Origin of the sequence: Cellulomonas xylanilytica (assembly GCF_007989805.1) — a bacterium.
Lineage (GTDB): Bacteria > Actinomycetota > Actinomycetes > Actinomycetales > Cellulomonadaceae > Cellulomonas > Cellulomonas xylanilytica.
This window is the reverse complement of the sequence record NZ_BJUB01000009.1, coordinates 115,973-132,572: the sequence shown is the minus strand read 5'-3', so window position 1 is coordinate 132,572 and position 16,600 is coordinate 115,973. Positions and strand designations below refer to the sequence as shown.

Annotated in this window: 14 protein-coding genes; 8 read left to right on the top strand and 6 right to left on the bottom strand. The window is 72.7% G+C overall.

Annotated features, from left to right (window positions below; translation table 11 throughout):
* Positions 1-277 precede the first annotated feature (277 nt).
* Positions 278-856 (bottom strand): GNAT family N-acetyltransferase, encoded by a 579-nt coding sequence (locus CXY01_RS14800; protein WP_146928348.1) that lies wholly within the window; start codon positions 854-856, stop codon positions 278-280.
* Between the two features lie 36 nt (positions 857-892).
* Here CXY01_RS14800 and CXY01_RS14795 point away from each other — a divergent pair, with 36 nt between their 5' ends.
* Positions 893-1,813 (top strand): iron-sulfur binding domain-containing protein, encoded by a 921-nt coding sequence (locus tag CXY01_RS14795; protein ID WP_246125385.1) that lies wholly within the window; start codon positions 893-895, stop codon positions 1,811-1,813.
* A 29-nt stretch (positions 1,814-1,842) separates the two neighbouring features.
* On the top strand, positions 1,843-2,322 hold the full coding sequence (locus CXY01_RS14790) for a DivIVA domain-containing protein (protein ID WP_186813416.1): 480 nt from the start codon (positions 1,843-1,845) through the stop codon (positions 2,320-2,322).
* Here CXY01_RS14790 and CXY01_RS14785 read toward each other — a convergent pair.
* The 4 genes from CXY01_RS14785 to CXY01_RS14770 form a co-directional block, all read right to left on the bottom strand.
* Positions 2,319-2,831: an amino-acid N-acetyltransferase gene (locus tag CXY01_RS14785; protein ID WP_146928344.1), complete on the bottom strand. Its 513-nt coding sequence runs from the start codon at positions 2,829-2,831 to the stop codon at positions 2,319-2,321. The genes CXY01_RS14790 and CXY01_RS14785 overlap by 4 nt on opposite strands.
* Positions 2,832-2,917: 86 nt before the next feature.
* A complete protein-coding gene (locus tag CXY01_RS14780; RefSeq protein WP_146928342.1) occupies positions 2,918-4,435 on the bottom strand; it encodes a high affinity choline transporter 1 in 1,518 nt (505 codons plus the stop codon).
* 250 nt (positions 4,436-4,685) lie between these two features.
* Entirely contained in the window at positions 4,686-5,324 is a 639-nt protein-coding gene (locus tag CXY01_RS14775; RefSeq protein WP_146928340.1) for a TetR/AcrR family transcriptional regulator, read from the bottom strand.
* Between the two features lie 15 nt (positions 5,325-5,339).
* A complete protein-coding gene (locus CXY01_RS14770; RefSeq protein WP_146928336.1) occupies positions 5,340-5,957 on the bottom strand; it encodes a DUF459 domain-containing protein in 618 nt (205 codons plus the stop codon).
* A gap of 123 nt (positions 5,958-6,080) precedes the next feature.
* Here CXY01_RS14770 and CXY01_RS14765 point away from each other — a divergent pair, with 123 nt between their 5' ends.
* The 3 genes from CXY01_RS14765 to uca are packed head-to-tail and all read left to right on the top strand — an operon-like array spanning position 6,081 to position 11,142.
* Positions 6,081-6,938, top strand: coding sequence for an urea amidolyase associated protein UAAP1 (locus CXY01_RS14765; RefSeq protein WP_222594560.1), 858 nt, complete (start codon positions 6,081-6,083; stop codon positions 6,936-6,938).
* The gene (locus tag CXY01_RS14760; RefSeq protein WP_146928334.1) at positions 6,935-7,564 is read left to right on the top strand and encodes an urea amidolyase associated protein UAAP2; all 630 of its coding nucleotides are present in this window, start codon (positions 6,935-6,937) and stop codon (positions 7,562-7,564) included. The genes CXY01_RS14765 and CXY01_RS14760 overlap by 4 nt, the downstream gene beginning before the upstream one ends.
* On the top strand, positions 7,561-11,142 hold the full coding sequence (uca, locus tag CXY01_RS14755) for an urea carboxylase (protein ID WP_146928332.1): 3,582 nt from the start codon (positions 7,561-7,563) through the stop codon (positions 11,140-11,142). Before CXY01_RS14760 ends, uca begins: the two co-directional genes overlap by 4 nt.
* A gap of 4 nt (positions 11,143-11,146) precedes the next feature.
* On the opposite strand, the gene CXY01_RS14750 is transcribed toward uca, so the two are convergent.
* Positions 11,147-12,142: a sugar-binding transcriptional regulator gene (locus CXY01_RS14750; protein WP_146928330.1), complete on the bottom strand. Its 996-nt coding sequence runs from the start codon at positions 12,140-12,142 to the stop codon at positions 11,147-11,149.
* Positions 12,143-12,301: 159 nt separating this feature from the next.
* Here CXY01_RS14750 and CXY01_RS14745 point away from each other — a divergent pair, with 159 nt between their 5' ends.
* The 3 genes from CXY01_RS14745 (at position 12,302) to glpK (ending at position 16,523) form a co-directional block, all read left to right on the top strand.
* Positions 12,302-14,110, top strand: coding sequence for a glycerol-3-phosphate dehydrogenase/oxidase (locus CXY01_RS14745; RefSeq protein WP_146928327.1), 1,809 nt, complete (start codon positions 12,302-12,304; stop codon positions 14,108-14,110).
* 113 nt (positions 14,111-14,223) lie between these two features.
* Entirely contained in the window at positions 14,224-14,910 is a 687-nt protein-coding gene (locus CXY01_RS14740; RefSeq protein WP_371862777.1) for an MIP/aquaporin family protein, read from the top strand.
* 89 nt (positions 14,911-14,999) lie between these two features.
* Positions 15,000-16,523: a glycerol kinase GlpK gene (gene glpK / locus CXY01_RS14735; RefSeq protein ID WP_146928323.1), complete on the top strand. Its 1,524-nt coding sequence runs from the start codon at positions 15,000-15,002 to the stop codon at positions 16,521-16,523.
* The last annotated feature ends 77 nt before the right edge of the window (positions 16,524-16,600 follow it).

The following is a 16,600-nucleotide window of genomic DNA, read 5'->3' as shown; positions in this document are numbered from 1 at the left end:
CGGCTCCGAGGTGTCCTCGGTCGGCGCCGTCGACGTCTCGGCCTGACCTGCGGGTTCGGGGTCGTCCCCCGAGCCGCGCTGCACGACGAACCAGACGACGACCGCGATGACGATCAGCGGGATGCCGAGCACCACGAAGCGGCGCACCCAGTAGACACGGGCGGGCAGGCGTCGCGAGTCGCTCATGCATCCTCCAGGACGAGCGCCGCGTGACCCCGCGGCGCGACCACCGTAGAGGCAAGGTTCGCCGACCCGCCCGGCCGACGCGCGGGCGTGCTCAGAGAACGAGACGGACGACGGCCCGACCGTCCCTGGGGCGGGCGACGACGTCGAAGCCGGCCGCCCGGAAGAGGCTGACGGTGCCGCGGAAGAGGTCGGCCGACGAGAGCCTGCGGGGGCCCGGTTCGAGCGGGTAGCCCTCCAGCGTGTGCGCCCCGGAGGCCCGGGCGTGCTCCACCGCCGCCGGGAGCAGGGCGCTCGCGACCCCTCGGCGGCGGTACCCGGTCCGCACGACGAAGCAGGTGACCGACCAGATCCCGGGGTCGTCCCAGTCGGCCTTCAGCTCGGGTGTGGTCATCGACGGGCTGTTCCGGATGCGGGGGAACTCCGGTCGCGGCGCCACCGAGGCCCAGCCGACCGGTTCCCCCTCGACCGTCGCGACCACACCGGGGCTCGCGTCGGCGCCGGTGATGCGGGTGGCGAGCCGGTCCTTGAGCACGTCGGCGGGCGACTCCCGGTACGCGGGCCGGGTCAGCCGGTCCCACTGGCAGAAGCAGCGTCCGGCGTCCCCGGGGCGGTCCAGGACCGCGACCGCGTCGTCGGCCCTGGCGCACGGCGCCACCCGCACCTCTGCCATGCGACAACGGTAGCCAGCGCCGCTGACGGTGGCCCCGTGAGGCAGGATGCTGCGGTGCCACCGAACCCGACCGAGCTGCGTGAGCCGGTGCTCGCCTGGTTCGCGGAGCACGCGCGCGACCTGCCGTGGCGCTCGGCGGACCGGACGCCGTGGGGTGTGCTGGTCAGCGAGGTGATGCTCCAGCAGACACCGGTGGTCCGCGTCGAGCCGGCCTGGCGGGCGTGGATGGCCCGGTGGCCGGCTCCCGCGGACCTGGCGGCGGCCTCGACGGCGGACGTGCTGCGCGCGTGGGACCGGCTGGGCTACCCACGGCGGGCGCTGCGGCTGCAGGAGTGTGCGCGTGCGGTGGTCGAGCGGCACGGCGGCGTGGTGCCGTCGTCGGAGCCCGAGCTGCTGGCCCTGCCCGGGGTCGGGTCGTACACGGCGGCCGCGGTGCTGGCGTTCGCCTACGGACGGCGGTCGGTGGTGCTCGACACCAACGTGCGGCGCGTGCTGGCCCGCACGGTGGACGGCGTCGCGCTGCCGGCGCCGAGCCAGACGGTCGGCGAGGTGCGGCGCGCCACCCGGTACGTGCCCGACGACCACGCGACGGCGGCCCGGTGGGCGGCTGCGTCCATGGAGCTCGGCGCGCTGGTGTGCACGGCACGCGCCCCGCGCTGCGACGCCTGCCCGGTGCAGGACGTGTGCGCCTGGTTCGCCGCGGGCCGGCCGGCGGACGAGCACGCGGGGCGCCGGAAGGTCCAGGGGTTCACCGGCACCGACCGCCAGGTGCGCGGCAGGGTCATGGCCCTGCTCCGCGACGCGCTCGGCCCGGTGCCCGCCGCCGCCGTCGACGCGGTCTGGCCGGACGCCCGCCAGCTGGCCCGCTGCGTGGACGCCCTGGTGGCGGACGGCCTGGTCACCCGCGACCCGGCCGTGAGCGACGACGATCCGCCGACGTACCGGTTGCCCACCTGAGGCGTGGTCGTCGTGACAGCATGCAGGCCATGCTGACTGCGTACGAGGTCCTCAACCAGAAGTTCGCCGCGACCAAGTTCCGCGAGGGCTACGACCAGGACGAGGTGGACGCGTTCCTCGACCGGGTGACGGCCACGCTCAAGGAGCTCGAGGGCGGCGAGACCGCCCGCGACGGCGTGACGGAGCGGGACATCGACACCGTGCGGTTCCAGGGGACCAAGTTCCGTGAGGGCTACGACCAGGGCGAGGTCGACGACTTCCTCGACCGGGTGCGCGAGCGGTTGGTGCAGGGGCCCCAGGACGTCGTCCCGGTGCGCGACGCGGCCGCTCCGGTCGACGTCTCGGCGCTCGCGGCGACCGCCCTCGTCATGCGGCTGCAGATGGCGCACTCCACCCGACCGTCGGGCGCTCCGGACGCCGTGGCCGTGCGGCTCCCGGACGGCCAGCTGCGTTCCGTCGTCGACGTCCGGAGCACTCCTGAGGGCATCGAGCTGCGCCTGGGCGACTAGCCCAGCTCGATCAGCATCCGCGTGTTGCCGAGGGTGTTCGGCTTCACGCGCGCGAGGTCGAGGAACTCGGCGACGCCGTCGTCGTGCGAGCGCAGCAGCTCCAGGTAGACGTCGGGCGTGACGGGGGTGCCCTCGATGACGTGGAAGCCGTGCGACTCGAAGAACGCCACCTCGAACGTCAGGCAGAAGACGCGGCGCAGGCCCATCTGCCCGGCCCGCTCCAGCAGGGCGTCGAGCAGCGCGTGCCCGACGCCGGTGCCGCGCCATGCGCGGTCGACGGCGAGGGTGCGGATCTCCGCGAGGTCCTGCCACATGACGTGCAGGGCGCCGCAGCCGATGATGTCGCCGTCCTCGGCACCGTCCTCCTCGACGACGAGGAACTCCTGCACCGCCTCGTAGTAGCCCACCCACTCCTTGGCCAGCAGGATGCGCTCGGCGGCGTAGGGCTCGACGAGCCCGCGGATGGCGCGGACGTCGGCCGGCAGTGCGGGGCGGACACGGAAGGACACCGGGCCAACCTACTGGCGGGTCCGCCGGCGGCCGCGGAACGGCCCGGCTCCCGAGACGACGGGGACCGGGCCGTTCCGCGAGCCGGTCAGATCGCGGGCTCGGGCTCGCGGGGTGCCGGGGCGGTCTCGTCGGGCATCCCGTCGGCGATCGCCCACGCCTCCTCGGTGACCGTCCGCGGCCAGACCGCTGCGGCGACGAGGTACGCGAAAAGCGACGCCCCGAAGCCCCAGAAGGTGGGCCAGCCGTCGAACGACGCGTCGATCAGGTCGTTGGGGATGTACCAGACGTCGTTCGGCACGCCGTAGACCGTGGGGGTCAGGACGAAGAGCGTGAGGCGGACCGAGACGCCCACGACGAGCGCCGCGACGGCCGCGCGCGTCCCGCCGCGCTTCCAGAAGAGGCCGAGGATGAACGGCACCAGCAGCCCGGCGAGCATGAGGTCGAACGCGAGGGTCAGCAGGATGCCCGTCTGGGCCACCTTGAGCGCCACCGAGACGCCGAGCACGACGATCGGGATCATCGCGACCCGGGTCCACAGCAGCAGCGGGTCGCGGACGCCCTCCTCCTTCACGGAGACGACGCGGCGAACGCCGAAGATGTTGCGCACCGCCACCGCGGACGTCGCGAGGATGGCGCCCGACGCGGTCGAGAACGACGCCGCGACGATGCCGGACAGGACCAGGACCGTGAGCCCGGACGGTGCGTAGCCGTCGAGGAGCTGGAACAGGATCGGCCCGTCGTCCGTGGTCAGCCCCAGCACCGACGACGCCCCGAGCGCCACCATCGCGAACGCGATGCCGATGATCGCCGTGCCCGCGGCGCCGGTGAAGCAGGACTTCTGCGCGGTCTCCGGGCTGCGGGCGGCGAAGATCCGCTGCATGAAGTCGATGGCCACGATGTCGCCGATGCCGAGAGCGACGAGGGTCGCCCAGTTGATCGGCGCGCCCGCGCTGGTCTGCGTGAGCTGCTCGAAGTCGAACGGTCCCATGCCCGGGGCGACCTCGAAGCCGTACGTCGTGCCGAACCAGACCACCAGGCAGACCGTCGCGACGACGGTGATGACGATCTGGATGGCCGCCGTGTACGCGTCGGAGAACATGCCGCCGCCGATCGTGTAGACGAGCACCAGCCCGACCGCGACGAGCACGCCGACCGTGTAGTCCAGGCCGAGGAACCGCTCCAGCAGGTACCCGCAGGCCACCAGGTTGCCGGCCATGAGGATGGCGAACGCGAAGATCATGAAGACCGACGACGCCACCTCGACGCCACGCCCGTACCGCAGCCGGTAGAAGTCCGCGAGCGTGAAGAGCTTCATGCGGTTCATGGGCTTGGCCAGGAACAGGCCGGTCAGCAGCAGGCAGATGGCGAGCCCGAGCGCGAGGGACGCCCCGGCCCAGAACCCGAACGACGACGTGAGGTCCGTGTTGCCGACCGTGGCGTTCGAGTCGACGGCGGCCGCCATGAGCGAGGCCGCGACCAGCGGGACGCCGAGGCGTCGGCCGGCGACGAGGTAGTTGGCGCTGTCACCGTCGACCTTGCGGGCGACGACGATGCCGACGAGGACGACGGCGAGGACGGAGAGACCGACTCCGGCGATGATCATGGGGGCTCCGAGGGGACGACAGACAGGTCTGGTGGGAGCCGGCGGCAGAGTTTCTGTCGTCCGACAGGTTCATTGACCACCCGACCTGTGTCCGGCCCGCTGCGCGCACGAAACGCTTGTGTTAAATCGACGACCGCAGCACTCGCGTACGCGCGCGAGGATCCACGGCTAGTCGAACCCGACGTGGGTGCCGTTCCGGCGACCTTCCCGGCACCCATGTCGGGTTCGGCCGACGTGCGACGGTGACGGGTCAGACCGCGAGCGCGACCGGGACCGCGCGAGCCTGTGCGATCTCGGCGGGGGTGCAGCCGACGAGCCGCAGGACGCCGTCGGCCACCGCGCCCTGCACGGCCGCGACGTCGACCGCGGGGTCGTCGCGACGCCGCAGGATCACCGACTCCACGAGCCCGAGGGCCAGCTCGCCGCGGTCGTCGCCGTCACCGGCCGCCGTCGCCAGCTCGCTGTAGCGCGCCCGCAGCCGCGACCGCAGCGCATGGAACTCGGCGAACTGCTCCCCGGCCACCTCGGGCAGCACGTAGAGGACGCCGAGGTTGACGGGCCCGGCGCACAGCAGGCCGACGTCGGCGTGCACGAGGGTCCAGAGGCGCGCGGCGGCGGGCTCGGTGCCGGCCGCGAGGGCGTCGGCGAGCTCGAGCGACGGCCGGACCGTGCCCAGCAGGAGCTCCAGCAGGATCGCGTCCTTGCCGGCGAAGTGGTGGTAGATCGAGGCCTGCCGGACCCCGGCCGCGTCGGCGATCGCGCGGGTGCTGGTCGACGTGAACCCGACGGTGCAGAAGAGGGCCGCGGCGGCGTCGAGCACGTCGCGACGGGTGTCGCGCTCACCGTCGGGGTCGCCGCTCGCGCGCGGTCGACCGGGTCTGCGTGCCATGGGGAGCCGACGCTATCACCGGCGATGTTCGAGCTCAGCGAGCCAGTCGTCCCACCGGGGCCGGACCACGGCGGCGAGAGCCGCGTACCCGGCCGCGCCGGGATGGGCGCCGTCCCCCGCGCGCACCTCGTCGGTCCACGCCGGGTCGGCGAGGAGCTCGTGGACGACCGACACGTACGGCACGCCCGCCGTGCTGGCCGACGCGCGCAGGAGCGTGTCGAGCTCCACGACGCGCACGGTCACCACCGGGTCGTCGATCGGTGGGGGGCCGACCACCAGCGTCGGGAGACCGAGCGCGTCGGCGCGCGCGAGGATCGCGTCCAGCGTCGCCACGGTGACGTCGGCCGGAACCCGGCGCCGGCCGTCGGGGCCGGCGACCGCGTCGTTGACCCCGAACGACAGCACCATCGCCGTCGGCCCGGCGTCGGCGACCCGGGCCACGACCTCCGCCTCCCACCGCGCGGCGACGTCGACCGAGGTGTTGCGACGGACGCCGAGCGGGTAGCCCGTCAGGTCGAGCCCTGGTCGTCGCGACGAGGCGATCAGCCGCCCGGTCCAGCCCGCACCGCCGAGGTCGCCCACCCCCGCGACGAACGAGTCTCCGACGAAGGCGACGGTCAGGCGCTGCAGCATGCAGGCAGTCAACCCTGCGCCGGCGCCCGAGGACGGCGTAACAGGAGGTTTACCTGCGCGAGACCGCGACGGAACGTGCGGACCGGACTCTGTTTCTGTCAGTCGACAGAAACAGAGGACGCGATGACCGCCACCACCAGCGGGACCACGACCGGCACCACAGCGGGCGCCCGCGAGCACGCCCGGGCGCAGGAGGCCGACGCCGTCGGCACGGTCGACACGATGCCGATCCGTCCCGCGACGGGCTGGCCGTCTCCGCCGAGCGAGGTCGACCCCGCCACCCTGGTGCACGCGGAGACCGTCGCGGGCGGCGGGTACACCCACCTCGCGGTGGCGCGCGGCACGCACGTCCGGCTCACCGACCTGCTGGGCGACGCGTGCGCGCACGTCCTCGCCTACCGGCTGGACCGCCCGTGGGAGCGCCTCAACGTCGCGGACACGGTCAAGGTCCAGTGGCAGGTCTACCTGACCGCCGGCCACCTGCTGCTGAGCGACCAGGGCCGGGTGCTCGCGAGCATCGTCGGCGACACGTCCGCCCACCAGGACGCCCTCTACGGAACCACCACGCGGGCCCGCAACGACGAGCGGTACGGGGACGGCAGCGCGCAGGGTCCGACGCCCGCCGGCCGCGAGCTGTTCGCGCTCGCCGCCGCCAAGCACGACCTCGGCCGCCGCGACCTGCCGCCCAGCATCTCGTTCTTCCAGGGCGTCCGCATCGACGACGACGGCCGTCCGGTGTTCGAGGGCTCCGCCGGACCGGGCGCCGCGGTCACCCTGCGCGCCGAGGTGCCGCTGCTCCTGCTCGTCGCCAACACGGCCCACCCGCTCGACCCGCGGCCGTTCACCAGCACCCCGCTGGAGGTGCTCGCCTGGCGCGGGTCCCCGACCAGCGACACCGACCCGCTCTGGGACGCCACGCCCGAGGGCCGCCGCTCCTTCGTCAACACCCGGGACGACCTGACCGCACGGGGGATCGCATGAGCCTGACCACCTCGCACACGCTGCTCGACACCGTCGTCCCCGCCCGCGCGCCCTGGTCCGCGGTCGTGCACGCGGGAGACGTCCTGACGATCGTCGACCTCGGCGGCAACCAGGCCGTCGACTTCCTCGTCTTCGACGCCGCCGACACCACGCTGCGCTACAGCGCCCCGGACACCATCCAGGGCCAGGACTCGGTCTTCCTGACCACCGGCTCGGTGCTGCGCGACTGCGAGTACGGCCCGCTCATGACGGTGGTCGCCGACGAGGTCGGCCGGCACGACACCCTCGGCGGAGCGTGCTCGAAGGAGTCGAACACGCTCCGGTACGGCCACCACACCTGGGCGCAGCACGCGTGCGCGGAGAACTTCCTCGCCGAGGGCGGCCGCTACGGCCTCGGCAAGCGCGACCTGGTGTCGAACATCAACTGGTACATGAACGTGCCGGTCGACCCCGACGGAGCGCTCGGCATCGTCGACGGCATCAGCGCGGCGGGCCTGTCGGTCTCCCTGCGCGCCGAGCGCGACGCCCTGGTGGTCGTCAGCAACTGCCCGCAGATCAACAACCCGTGCAACGGCTTCGACCCGACGCCGGTCCGGATGGTCGTGACCTCAGGAGCCTCCTCATGAGCTTCGACACCCTCCTCGTCGCCAACCGCGGCGAGATCGCCGTCCGGATCCTGCGCACGGCCAAGAACCTGCGCCTGCGCACGGTCGCGGTGTACTCGGACGCCGACGCGGGTGCCGCGCACGTGCACCTGGCGGACACCGCGGTGCGGCTCGGACCGGCGCCGGCCGCCCAGTCGTACCTGCGCTCGGACCTGATCCTGGAGGCGGCCCTCGCGCAGGGCGCGGGCGCGATCCACCCGGGCTACGGGTTCCTCAGCGAGAACGCCGACTTCGCCCGCGCGGCCGAGCAGGCGGGCATCGCGTTCGTCGGTCCGACGCCGGCCCAGCTCGAGCTGTTCGGCTCGAAGCACACCGCGCGCGACGCGGCCCGGGCGGTCGACATGCCGATGCTCGCTGGCACGGGCCTGCTCGACACCCTCGAGGAGGCGGTCGCGGCGGCGGAGGGCATCGGCTACCCCGTCATGCTCAAGGCCACGGCGGGCGGCGGCGGCATCGGCATGCGCGCGTGCCGCACGCCGGACGAGCTGGTTGCCGCGTGGGAGGCCGTGCGCCGGACGGCCGGGGCGGCGTTCGGGTCGGCGGGCGTCTACCTGGAGCGGCTGATCACCGCCGCGCGGCACGTCGAGGTCCAGGTGTTCGGTGACGGCCTCGGCCGCGTCGTGACGCTGGGCGACCGCGACTGCTCCCTGCAGCGCCGCCACCAGAAGGTCGTGGAGGAGGCACCGGCGCCCGCGCTTCCCGACGAGGTCCGCGCGCTGATCGCGTCGTCGGCGCGCACGCTCGCCGAGTCGGTCGGCTACCGGTCCGCCGGGACCGTCGAGTTCGTGTACGACGCCGTGCGCGAGGAGGCCGCCTTCCTGGAGGTCAACACGCGCCTGCAGGTCGAGCACCCGGTGACCGAAGCCGTGTTCGGCGTCGACCTGGTGGCGTGGATGATCCGGCTGGCGCAGGGCGACACGTCCGTCGTCGACACCCCGCTGCACGCACGGGGCGCCGCGGTCGAGGCGCGCGTCTACGCCGAGAACCCCGACCGCGACCACCTGCCGAGCGCCGGGACGGTCACGGCGTTCGAGGTCCCCGACGGTGCTCGCGTCGACACGTGGATCGAGCCAGGCGTCGAGGTGTCCACCCACTACGACCCGCTGCTGGCCAAGGTCATCACCGCGGGCGCCGACCGCGAGAGCGCCTGGGCCGCGCTCGGCGACGCGCTCGCCGACACCCGGCTGACGGGCATCGCGACGAACCTCGGGCTGCTCCGCACGATCGTGCACGCCCCCGAGGTGGCCGCCGCGCTGCACCACACGGGCACCCTCGCGCACCTGCACGACGAGACCCCGCGCATCGAGGTGCTGCGTCCCGGCATGCTCACCACGGTCCAGGACTGGCCCGGCCGCACCGGGCTGTGGCACGTCGGCATCCCGCCGTCGGGGCCGATGGACGACCTCTCGTTCCGGCTCGGCAACACCGCGCTGGGCAACCCCGAGGGCGCGGCCGGCCTGGAGTGCACGATGGCCGGCCCGGAGCTGCGGTTCGTCACCGGGGCGACCGTCATGGTCACCGGCGCACCCGCCGCGATCACCCTGGACGACGTCCCCGTGCCGCAGTGGGAGCCGGTCGTCATCCCGCCGGGCGGCGTCCTGTCGCTCGGCGCGCCCGCGACCGGCATGCGCACGTACCTGCTGGTCAGCGGCGGTCTCGACGTCCCCCAGGTGCTCGGCTCGTCGGCCACCTTCGACCTGGGCAAGATCGGCGGGACCACGGGCGTGCCGCTGCGGCCGGGCGACCAGCTGTCCATCGGCACGGCGTCGCGCACCGCACGACCCGTGCCGGAGGCGGACCGCCCGGACATCGGGAGCGCGTGGCAGATCGGCGCGCTCGAGGGACCGCACGCGGCGCCGGAGTTCTTCACGTCCGATGACGTGGCCGAGTTCTACGCGGCCACGTGGGCCGTGCACTTCAACTCGGCGCGCACGGGCGTCCGGCTCGTCGGACCCAAGCCCACGTGGGCACGACCGGACGGCGGCGAGGCGGGTCTGCACCCGTCGAACATCCACGACACCCCGTACGCGGTCGGTGCGGTCGACTACACCGGCGACCTGCCCATCCTGCTCGGCCCGGACGGCCCGTCTCTGGGCGGCTTCACGTGCCCGGCGACGGTCGCCCTCGGGCAGCTGTGGAAGCTGGGACAGCTGCGGCCGGGAGACACCGTGCGGTTCGTGCCGGTCGACGAGGCCGAGGCGGACGCGCTGCGCACCCGTCCCCAGGCCACGCCGCGGGCGACCCGGCCGGCCCACGACGACGGCGGCATCCTGGCCCGCAAGGACTCCGACACGGACGTCACCTACCGCCGCAGCGGCGACGACAACCTCCTCGTCGAGTACGGCTCGATGACCCTGGACCTGGCGTCGCGGATGCGCGTGCACGCCCTGGCCCAGCAGGTGCAGGACCGCGTCGACCACGACGGGCTGCGCGGCATCGTCGACCTCACACCGGGCATCCGCTCGCTGCAGCTGCACGTCGACCCGGACCGGCTGCCGCTGCGGAAGGCGCTCGACCTGGTCCGCGAGATCGAGGACGGCCTGCCCGCCACCACGGACCTGGTCGTCCCCAGCCGCACGGTGCACCTGCCGCTCAGCTGGGACGACCCGGCCACGCGCGAGGCCATCGAGCGCTACATGGCCGGCGTCCGCGACGACGCCCCGTGGTGCCCGTGGAACATCGAGTTCATCCGACGGATCAACGGGTTGTCCTCCGTCGACGACGTGTACCGCACCGTCTTCGACGCGTCGTACCTTGTCATGGGCCTGGGCGACGTCTATCTGGGCGCCCCCGTCGCCACCCCGCTCGACCCGCGGCACCGGCTGGTGACCACGAAGTACAACCCGGCCCGCACGTGGACCCCGCAGAACGCGGTCGGCATCGGCGGCGCGTACCTGTGCATCTACGGCATGGAGGGTCCGGGCGGCTACCAGTTCGTCGGCCGCACCATCCAGGTCTGGGACACGCACGCACGGCACACGCCGTTCGAGCCCGGCACCCCCTGGCTGCTCCGGTTCTTCGACACCATCCGCTGGTACCCCGTGGGCGCCGACGAGCTGCTCGACATGCGCGCCGACATGGCCGCGGGGCGCCTGGACGTGGCGATCGAACCGGGCACGTTCTCGATCGCCGAGCACCAGCAGTTCCTGTCCGCGAACGCCCCGTCGATCGAGGCGTTCCGCGCGCAGCAGGCCGGGGCGTTCGGGGCCGAGCGCGACGCGTGGGCCGCCGCGGGCGAGTTCGACCGCGTGATCGAGCCGGACGCCCCCGCGCCGGTCGCCGACACCGAGGTCCCCGCCGGCTGCGAGGGCGTGGAGGCACCGTTCGTCGCGACCGTGTTCCGCGTCGACGTCCGGCCCGGCGACGTCGTGGAGCGCGGCCAGCAGCTGCTCGCCCTGGAGGCGATGAAGATGGAGGCGCCGGTGACCGCGACGGTCGGCGGCACGGTCGTCGACATCGTCGTCACCCCGGGCGACCAGGTCGGCCCGGGCCAGGTGCTGGTCATCGTCGAGCCGGCGGCGGTGACGACCGCGGCGTGAGCGCCTACGCCGAGACGCGTGCCCGGACGCGGCGCGGGTGCGGCGGCTCGGCGGCGTCGAGCAGCCCGGTCGCCGTGATCTCGTCGACCACCAGGTCCGTCACCACCCCCGCGCGCAGGGCCGCGAGCAGCGGCGCGACCTTGTTGTCGCCGGCCACCACGCAGACCCGGCGCGGGACCCGCTGCAGCTCGACGGGCGTCGGACCGGTGGCCCGCTCGTTGAGGTGCACGTCCTGCCAGGACCCGTCGGCGCGCAGGAAGACGGTGCACACGTCGCCGACGACACCCTCGTCGTGCAGGTTCTTCACGTCGGCGTCGTCGAGGTAGCCGGCCGAGTACACGTGCGACGGCACTGCCCCGGCGACCGCCCCGACGGAGAACACCGCGATGTCCGCGCGGCGCTGCATGTCGAGCACCCGACGGACCGAGCGCTCCCGCCACATGGCGGCCTTGGTGTCGGGGTAGTCGAAGAACGCGGGCACCGAGAAGTGGTGCACCGCGGCGGCGAACGCGGTGCCGAAGGTGGAGATCAGGTCGCTGGCGTACTCGATCCCGCTGGTGCGCATGTTCGCAGCACCGTTCAGCTGGACCACCGCGGAGCCGCGCGTCGGCTTGGGCGCCAGGTACCGGGACACCGACGCCAGGGTGGTCCCCCAGGCGACACCGAGCACCATGTCGGAGTCGAACCACGAGGACAGGAGCCTGGCCGCGGTGATCGACACCTGGTCGAGGCGCTCGATGTGGCTGGCGGAGTCCGGGACCGGGACGACGTACGTGTCGATGCCGAACGTCGCCGCGATCGTGCGGCCGAGCCCCGGTGCACGCGTGCTCGCCGGCCGCAGCGTGATCTCCACCAGACCCGACTGCCGGGCGCGCTTGATGAGGCGTGACACGGTCGAGCGGGACGTGCCCAGGTGCCGCGCGATGACCTCCATCTTGATGTCCTGCAGGTAGTACATCGAGGCCGCCCGCAGCACGTCCTGCTCCCGCTCGACGTACATCTCGACCCCCTCCGGCCCGCGATCATCGCTGCACGTTTGTGCACCCCGGTTGCGCGTTCGTTCGCCTGGTGACGACGATAGCGAGCAAGCCCGTACCGGGCGAGCGGGGTAGCACCACCCAGCACGGCACAGCGACCACACCAACCGGGGGTACGACGGATGAGGACGGCGCCGCTGACGGCCCAGGCACGACAGGACGCACTCGACGCCATGCGCGGGAGTGCTGAACGCGGGAACGAGCTCGACGTCCTCGTCATCGGCGGCGGCGTGACCGGCGCCGGGATCGCGCTCGACGCGGTCAGCCGAGGACTGTCCACGGCGGTCGTCGAGGCCCAGGACTGGGCCAGCGGCACGTCGAGCCGGTCCAGCAAGCTGGTGCACGGCGGCCTGCGCTACCTGCAGATGCTCGACTTCCACCTGGTGCGCGAGGCGCTCACCGAGCGTGACCTGCTGATCAACCGCCTCGCCCCGCACCTGGTCAAGCCGGTCAGCTTCCTCTACCCGCTGGAGAACCGCGTCTGGGAGCGGGCCTACGTCGGAGCGGGCGTCGCCCTCTACGACACGCTCGCCTCGGTCACCGGCTCGAAGCGTGCGCTCCCCATCCACCGGCACCTGACCCGCAAGGGCATGGAGCGGCTGTTCCCGGACCTGCGGCACGACGCGGCCATCGGCGCGGTCCGCTACTGGGACGCCAGCGTCGACGACGCGCGCCTCGTCGAGACCCTCGTGCGCACCGCCGTGAGCTACGGCGCGCACGCCGCGAGCCGCACCCAGGTGGCGGACCTGCAGACCACCACCGGCGGCGCGGTCACCGGGGCCGAGGTGATCGACCTGGAGACGGGCGAGCACATCGACGTGCGGGCGCGCGCCGTCATCAACGCGACCGGCGTGTGGACCGAGCAGACGGAGTCCCTGGCCGGTGCGGAGGGCGGCCTGCGGGTGCTGGCCAGCAAGGGCGTCCACATCGTCGTGCCGCGCAGCCGGATCTCCGGCGACGTCGGGCTGATCCTGCAGACCGAGAAGTCGGTGCTGTTCATCATCCCGTGGTCGCGGTACTGGGTGATCGGCACGACGGACACGCCGTGGGAGCAGGAGCTGGTGCACCCCGTCGCGACGAGCGCCGACATCGACTACGTCATCGAGCACGCGAACGCGGTGCTGTCCCGGCCGATCACGCGCGAGGACATCATCGGCACCTGGGCAGGTCTGCGCCCGCTGCTGCAGCCGCAGGTCAAGGCCGGCACCAGCTCCGCCAAGGTGTCGCGCGAGCACACCGTCGCCGCGCCCGCGCCGGGCCTCACGGTCATCGCCGGCGGCAAGCTCACCACCTACCGGGTGATGGCCAAGGACGCGGTCGACTTCGCCATCGGCAGCCGCGCCACCAGCCTGCCGTCCATCACGCACGACCTGCCGCTGGTCGGCGCCGAGGGCCTGCAGGTGTTCCAGCGGCAGGCCCGGGCGATCAGCCAGAAGTACGGCTGGACCCGGCCGCGCATGGACCACCTGCTGCACCGCTACGGGTCCCTGCTGGGCGAGCTCATCGACCTCGTCGAGGCCGACCCGAGCCTGGCCGAGCCGCTGAAGAACGCCGACGCGTACATCGGCGCCGAGATCGTCTACGCCGCGAGCCACGAGGGCGCGCTGCACCTCGACGACGTCCTCATGCACCGCACGCGGCTCAACTACGAGCAGGCGGACAAGGGCGTCGGGGCGCTCGAGGAGATCGCCGACCTGGTCGCCCCGGTGCTCGGCTGGGACGCGCACACGCGCAGCCGGGAGATCGAGGCGTACCGCGCGCGGGCCGAGGCCGAGGACGCCGCCGCGCAGGAGCTGGACGACGCGGAGGCCGTCAAGGTCCGTCTGCGCGCCGCCGACGTGTCGCCGATGCTCGCCGACGCGTCGGCCGATGCCGGCACCAAGCCCGGGTCACCCGCGGGGAAGGGGTCGTCCGGACCCGCCGGGACCTGAGAACTCCCCGCGGCCATCCGCGGGGCGCACGTGACAACGATGTCCGTCAGAAAGGGTCGACAGTGGACTACACAATAGGTGACGCCTTCCTCTCGGAGGTGATGGGTACCGGCATGCTGATCCTTCTCGGCGCCGGTGTCGTCGCGAACGTCATCCTGCCGAAGAACAAGGGGTTCGACGGCGGCTGGCTCCTCATCAACTTCGGATGGGGCCTCGCGGTCTTCTCGGGTGTGTACGTCGCGTACAAGTCGGGGGCGCACCTCAACCCCGCGGTGACCATGGGCATCTGGACGAGCGGGGCGGAGGAGTTCGCACCCGGCGTCCCCGTGACGGCAGCGAACGGCTTCCTCTACGTCACCGCCCAGATAGCGGGTGCCGCGATAGGTGCCGCCCTCGCGTTCCTCGCCTACAAGAAGCACTTCGACGAGGACGCCGACGGCGCCACCAAGCTCGCCGTCTTCTCCACCGGCCCCGCCATCCGCTCCTACGGCTGGAACTTCGTCACCGAGGCCATCGCCACCTTCGTCCTCGTCTTCGTCATCCTCGCGTTCGCGAAGACCCCCGCGGAGCTCGGAGCCATCCCCGTGGCCCTGCTCGTGATCGGCATCGGTGCCAGCCTCGGTGGCCCGACCGGCTACGCCATCAACCCGGCACGTGACTTCGGTCCGCGCATCGCGCACGCCCTGCTGCCCATCCGCGGCAAGGGCTCGAGCGACTGGGCGTACTCCTGGGTGCCGATCCTCGGACCCCTGGTCGGCGGCGCGATCGCCGGCCTCGTGGCCTCCGTGTACATCGTCTGACCCACCACACAGCCGACCCCGTCCGGGCGGCGCTCTCACCCCCCGCGAGCGCCGTCCGGGCCCCCGAAGCACTCGGAGGAACCTGCACCATGCCCGACACCAAGTACGTCCTTGCCATCGACCAGGGCACCACGAGCTCCCGCGCGATCGTCTTCGACCACTCCGGCCACATCGTCGAGACCGGGCAGATCGAGCACGAGCAGATCTTCCCGCGCGCCGGCTGGGTCGAGCACGACGCCGAGGAGATCTGGAAGAACGTCCGCGAGGTGGTCGGTCTCGCGCTGACCCGCGCGAACCTCACCTACCGCGACCTCGCCGCGGTCGGCATCACCAACCAGCGCGAGACCGCGGTCGTCTGGGACCGGACCACCGGCAAGCCGGTCTACAACGCGATCGTCTGGCAGGACACGCGCACGCAGAAGATCGCCGAGGAGCTGGGGGCGCTCGGGGGCGGCGCCGACCGGTACAAGGCGAAGGTCGGCCTGCCGCTGGCCACGTACTTCTCCGGCCCGAAGGTCAAGTGGATCCTCGACAACGTCGACGGTGCGCGGGAGAAGGCCGAGGCCGGTGACCTGGCGTTCGGCAACACCGACTCCTGGGTGCTGTGGAACATGACCGGCGGCGTCGACGGCGGCGTGCACGTCACCGACCCGACCAACGCGTCGCGCACCATGCTGATGAACCTCGACACGCTGACGTGGAACGAGGACATCGCGAACGACATGGGCATCCCCCTGTCGATGCTGCCGGAGATCAAGTCGTCCTCCGAGGTGTACGGGCACGGCCGCGAGGGCGGCATGGTCCCGGGCGTCCCGATCGCCGGCATTCTCGGCGACCAGCAGGCGGCCACCTTCGGGCAGGCGTGCTTCGAGGTCGGCATGGCCAAGAACACCTACGGCACCGGCAACTTCATGCTCATCAACACGGGCACGGAGCCGATCCCGTCGAAGAACGGCCTGCTGACGACGGTCTGCTACAAGATCGGCGACCAGCCGACCGTGTACGCGCTCGAGGGCTCGATCGCCGTGAGCGGCTCGCTCGTCCAGTGGCTGCGCGACAACCTCGGCATCATCTCCTCGGCACCCGAGATCGAGGAGCTGGCCAAGACGGTCGACGACAACGGCGGCGCCTACTTCGTGCCGGCGTTCTCGGGCCTGTTCGCGCCGTACTGGCGCTCCGACGCACGTGGCGCCCTCGTCGGCCTCACGCGGTACGTCAACAAGGGGCACATCGCCCGGGCCGCGCTCGAGGCGACGGCGTTCCAGACCCGTGAGGTGCTGGACGCCATGAACGCCGACTCGGGCGTCGACCTGACCGAGCTCAAGGTGGACGGCGGCATGGTCCAGGACGAGCTGCTCATGCAGTTCCAGGCGGACATCCTCGGCGTCCCCGTGGTCCGCCCGCAGGTCGCGGAGACCACCGCCCTGGGTGCGGCCTACGCGGCCGGCATCGCCGTCGGGTTCTGGAACGGTGAGCAGGACGTCATCGACAACTGGGCCGAGGACAAGCGCTGGGAGCCGGCCATGGCCGACGACGAGCGCGACCGGCAGTACCGGCTCTGGAAGAAGGCCGTCACCAAGACCTTCGACTGGGTCGACGACGACGTGAGCTGACCTCCGACGTGACGGGCGAGGGCCGGGGTGCGACGAGGCACCCCGGCCCTCGTCTCGTGTCCGACGGGGCGGACCGG

Excerpts from the sequence above, each read along its gene's own strand:
- CXY01_RS14800 (WP_146928348.1), bottom strand. The coding sequence starts at position 856 with ATGGCAGAGGTGCGGGTGGCGCCGTGCGCCAGGGCCGACGACGCGGTC.
- CXY01_RS14750 (WP_146928330.1), bottom strand. The coding sequence starts at position 12,142 with ATGTACGTCGAGCGGGAGCAGGACGTGCTGCGGGCGGCCTCGATGTAC.
- CXY01_RS14790 (WP_186813416.1), top strand. The coding sequence starts at position 1,843 with ATGCTGACTGCGTACGAGGTCCTCAACCAGAAGTTCGCCGCGACCAAG.
- CXY01_RS14745 (WP_146928327.1), top strand. The coding sequence starts at position 12,302 with ATGAGGACGGCGCCGCTGACGGCCCAGGCACGACAGGACGCACTCGAC.
- CXY01_RS14770 (WP_146928336.1), bottom strand. The coding sequence starts at position 5,957 with ATGCTGCAGCGCCTGACCGTCGCCTTCGTCGGAGACTCGTTCGTCGCG.
- CXY01_RS14740 (WP_371862777.1), top strand. The coding sequence starts at position 14,224 with ATGCTGATCCTTCTCGGCGCCGGTGTCGTCGCGAACGTCATCCTGCCG.
- CXY01_RS14765 (WP_222594560.1), top strand. The coding sequence starts at position 6,081 with ATGACCGCCACCACCAGCGGGACCACGACCGGCACCACAGCGGGCGCC.
- CXY01_RS14780 (WP_146928342.1), bottom strand. The coding sequence starts at position 4,435 with ATGATCATCGCCGGAGTCGGTCTCTCCGTCCTCGCCGTCGTCCTCGTC.
- uca (WP_146928332.1), top strand. The coding sequence starts at position 7,561 with ATGAGCTTCGACACCCTCCTCGTCGCCAACCGCGGCGAGATCGCCGTC.
- CXY01_RS14760 (WP_146928334.1), top strand. The coding sequence starts at position 6,935 with ATGAGCCTGACCACCTCGCACACGCTGCTCGACACCGTCGTCCCCGCC.
- glpK (WP_146928323.1), top strand. The coding sequence starts at position 15,000 with ATGCCCGACACCAAGTACGTCCTTGCCATCGACCAGGGCACCACGAGC.
- CXY01_RS14775 (WP_146928340.1), bottom strand. The coding sequence starts at position 5,324 with ATGGCACGCAGACCCGGTCGACCGCGCGCGAGCGGCGACCCCGACGGT.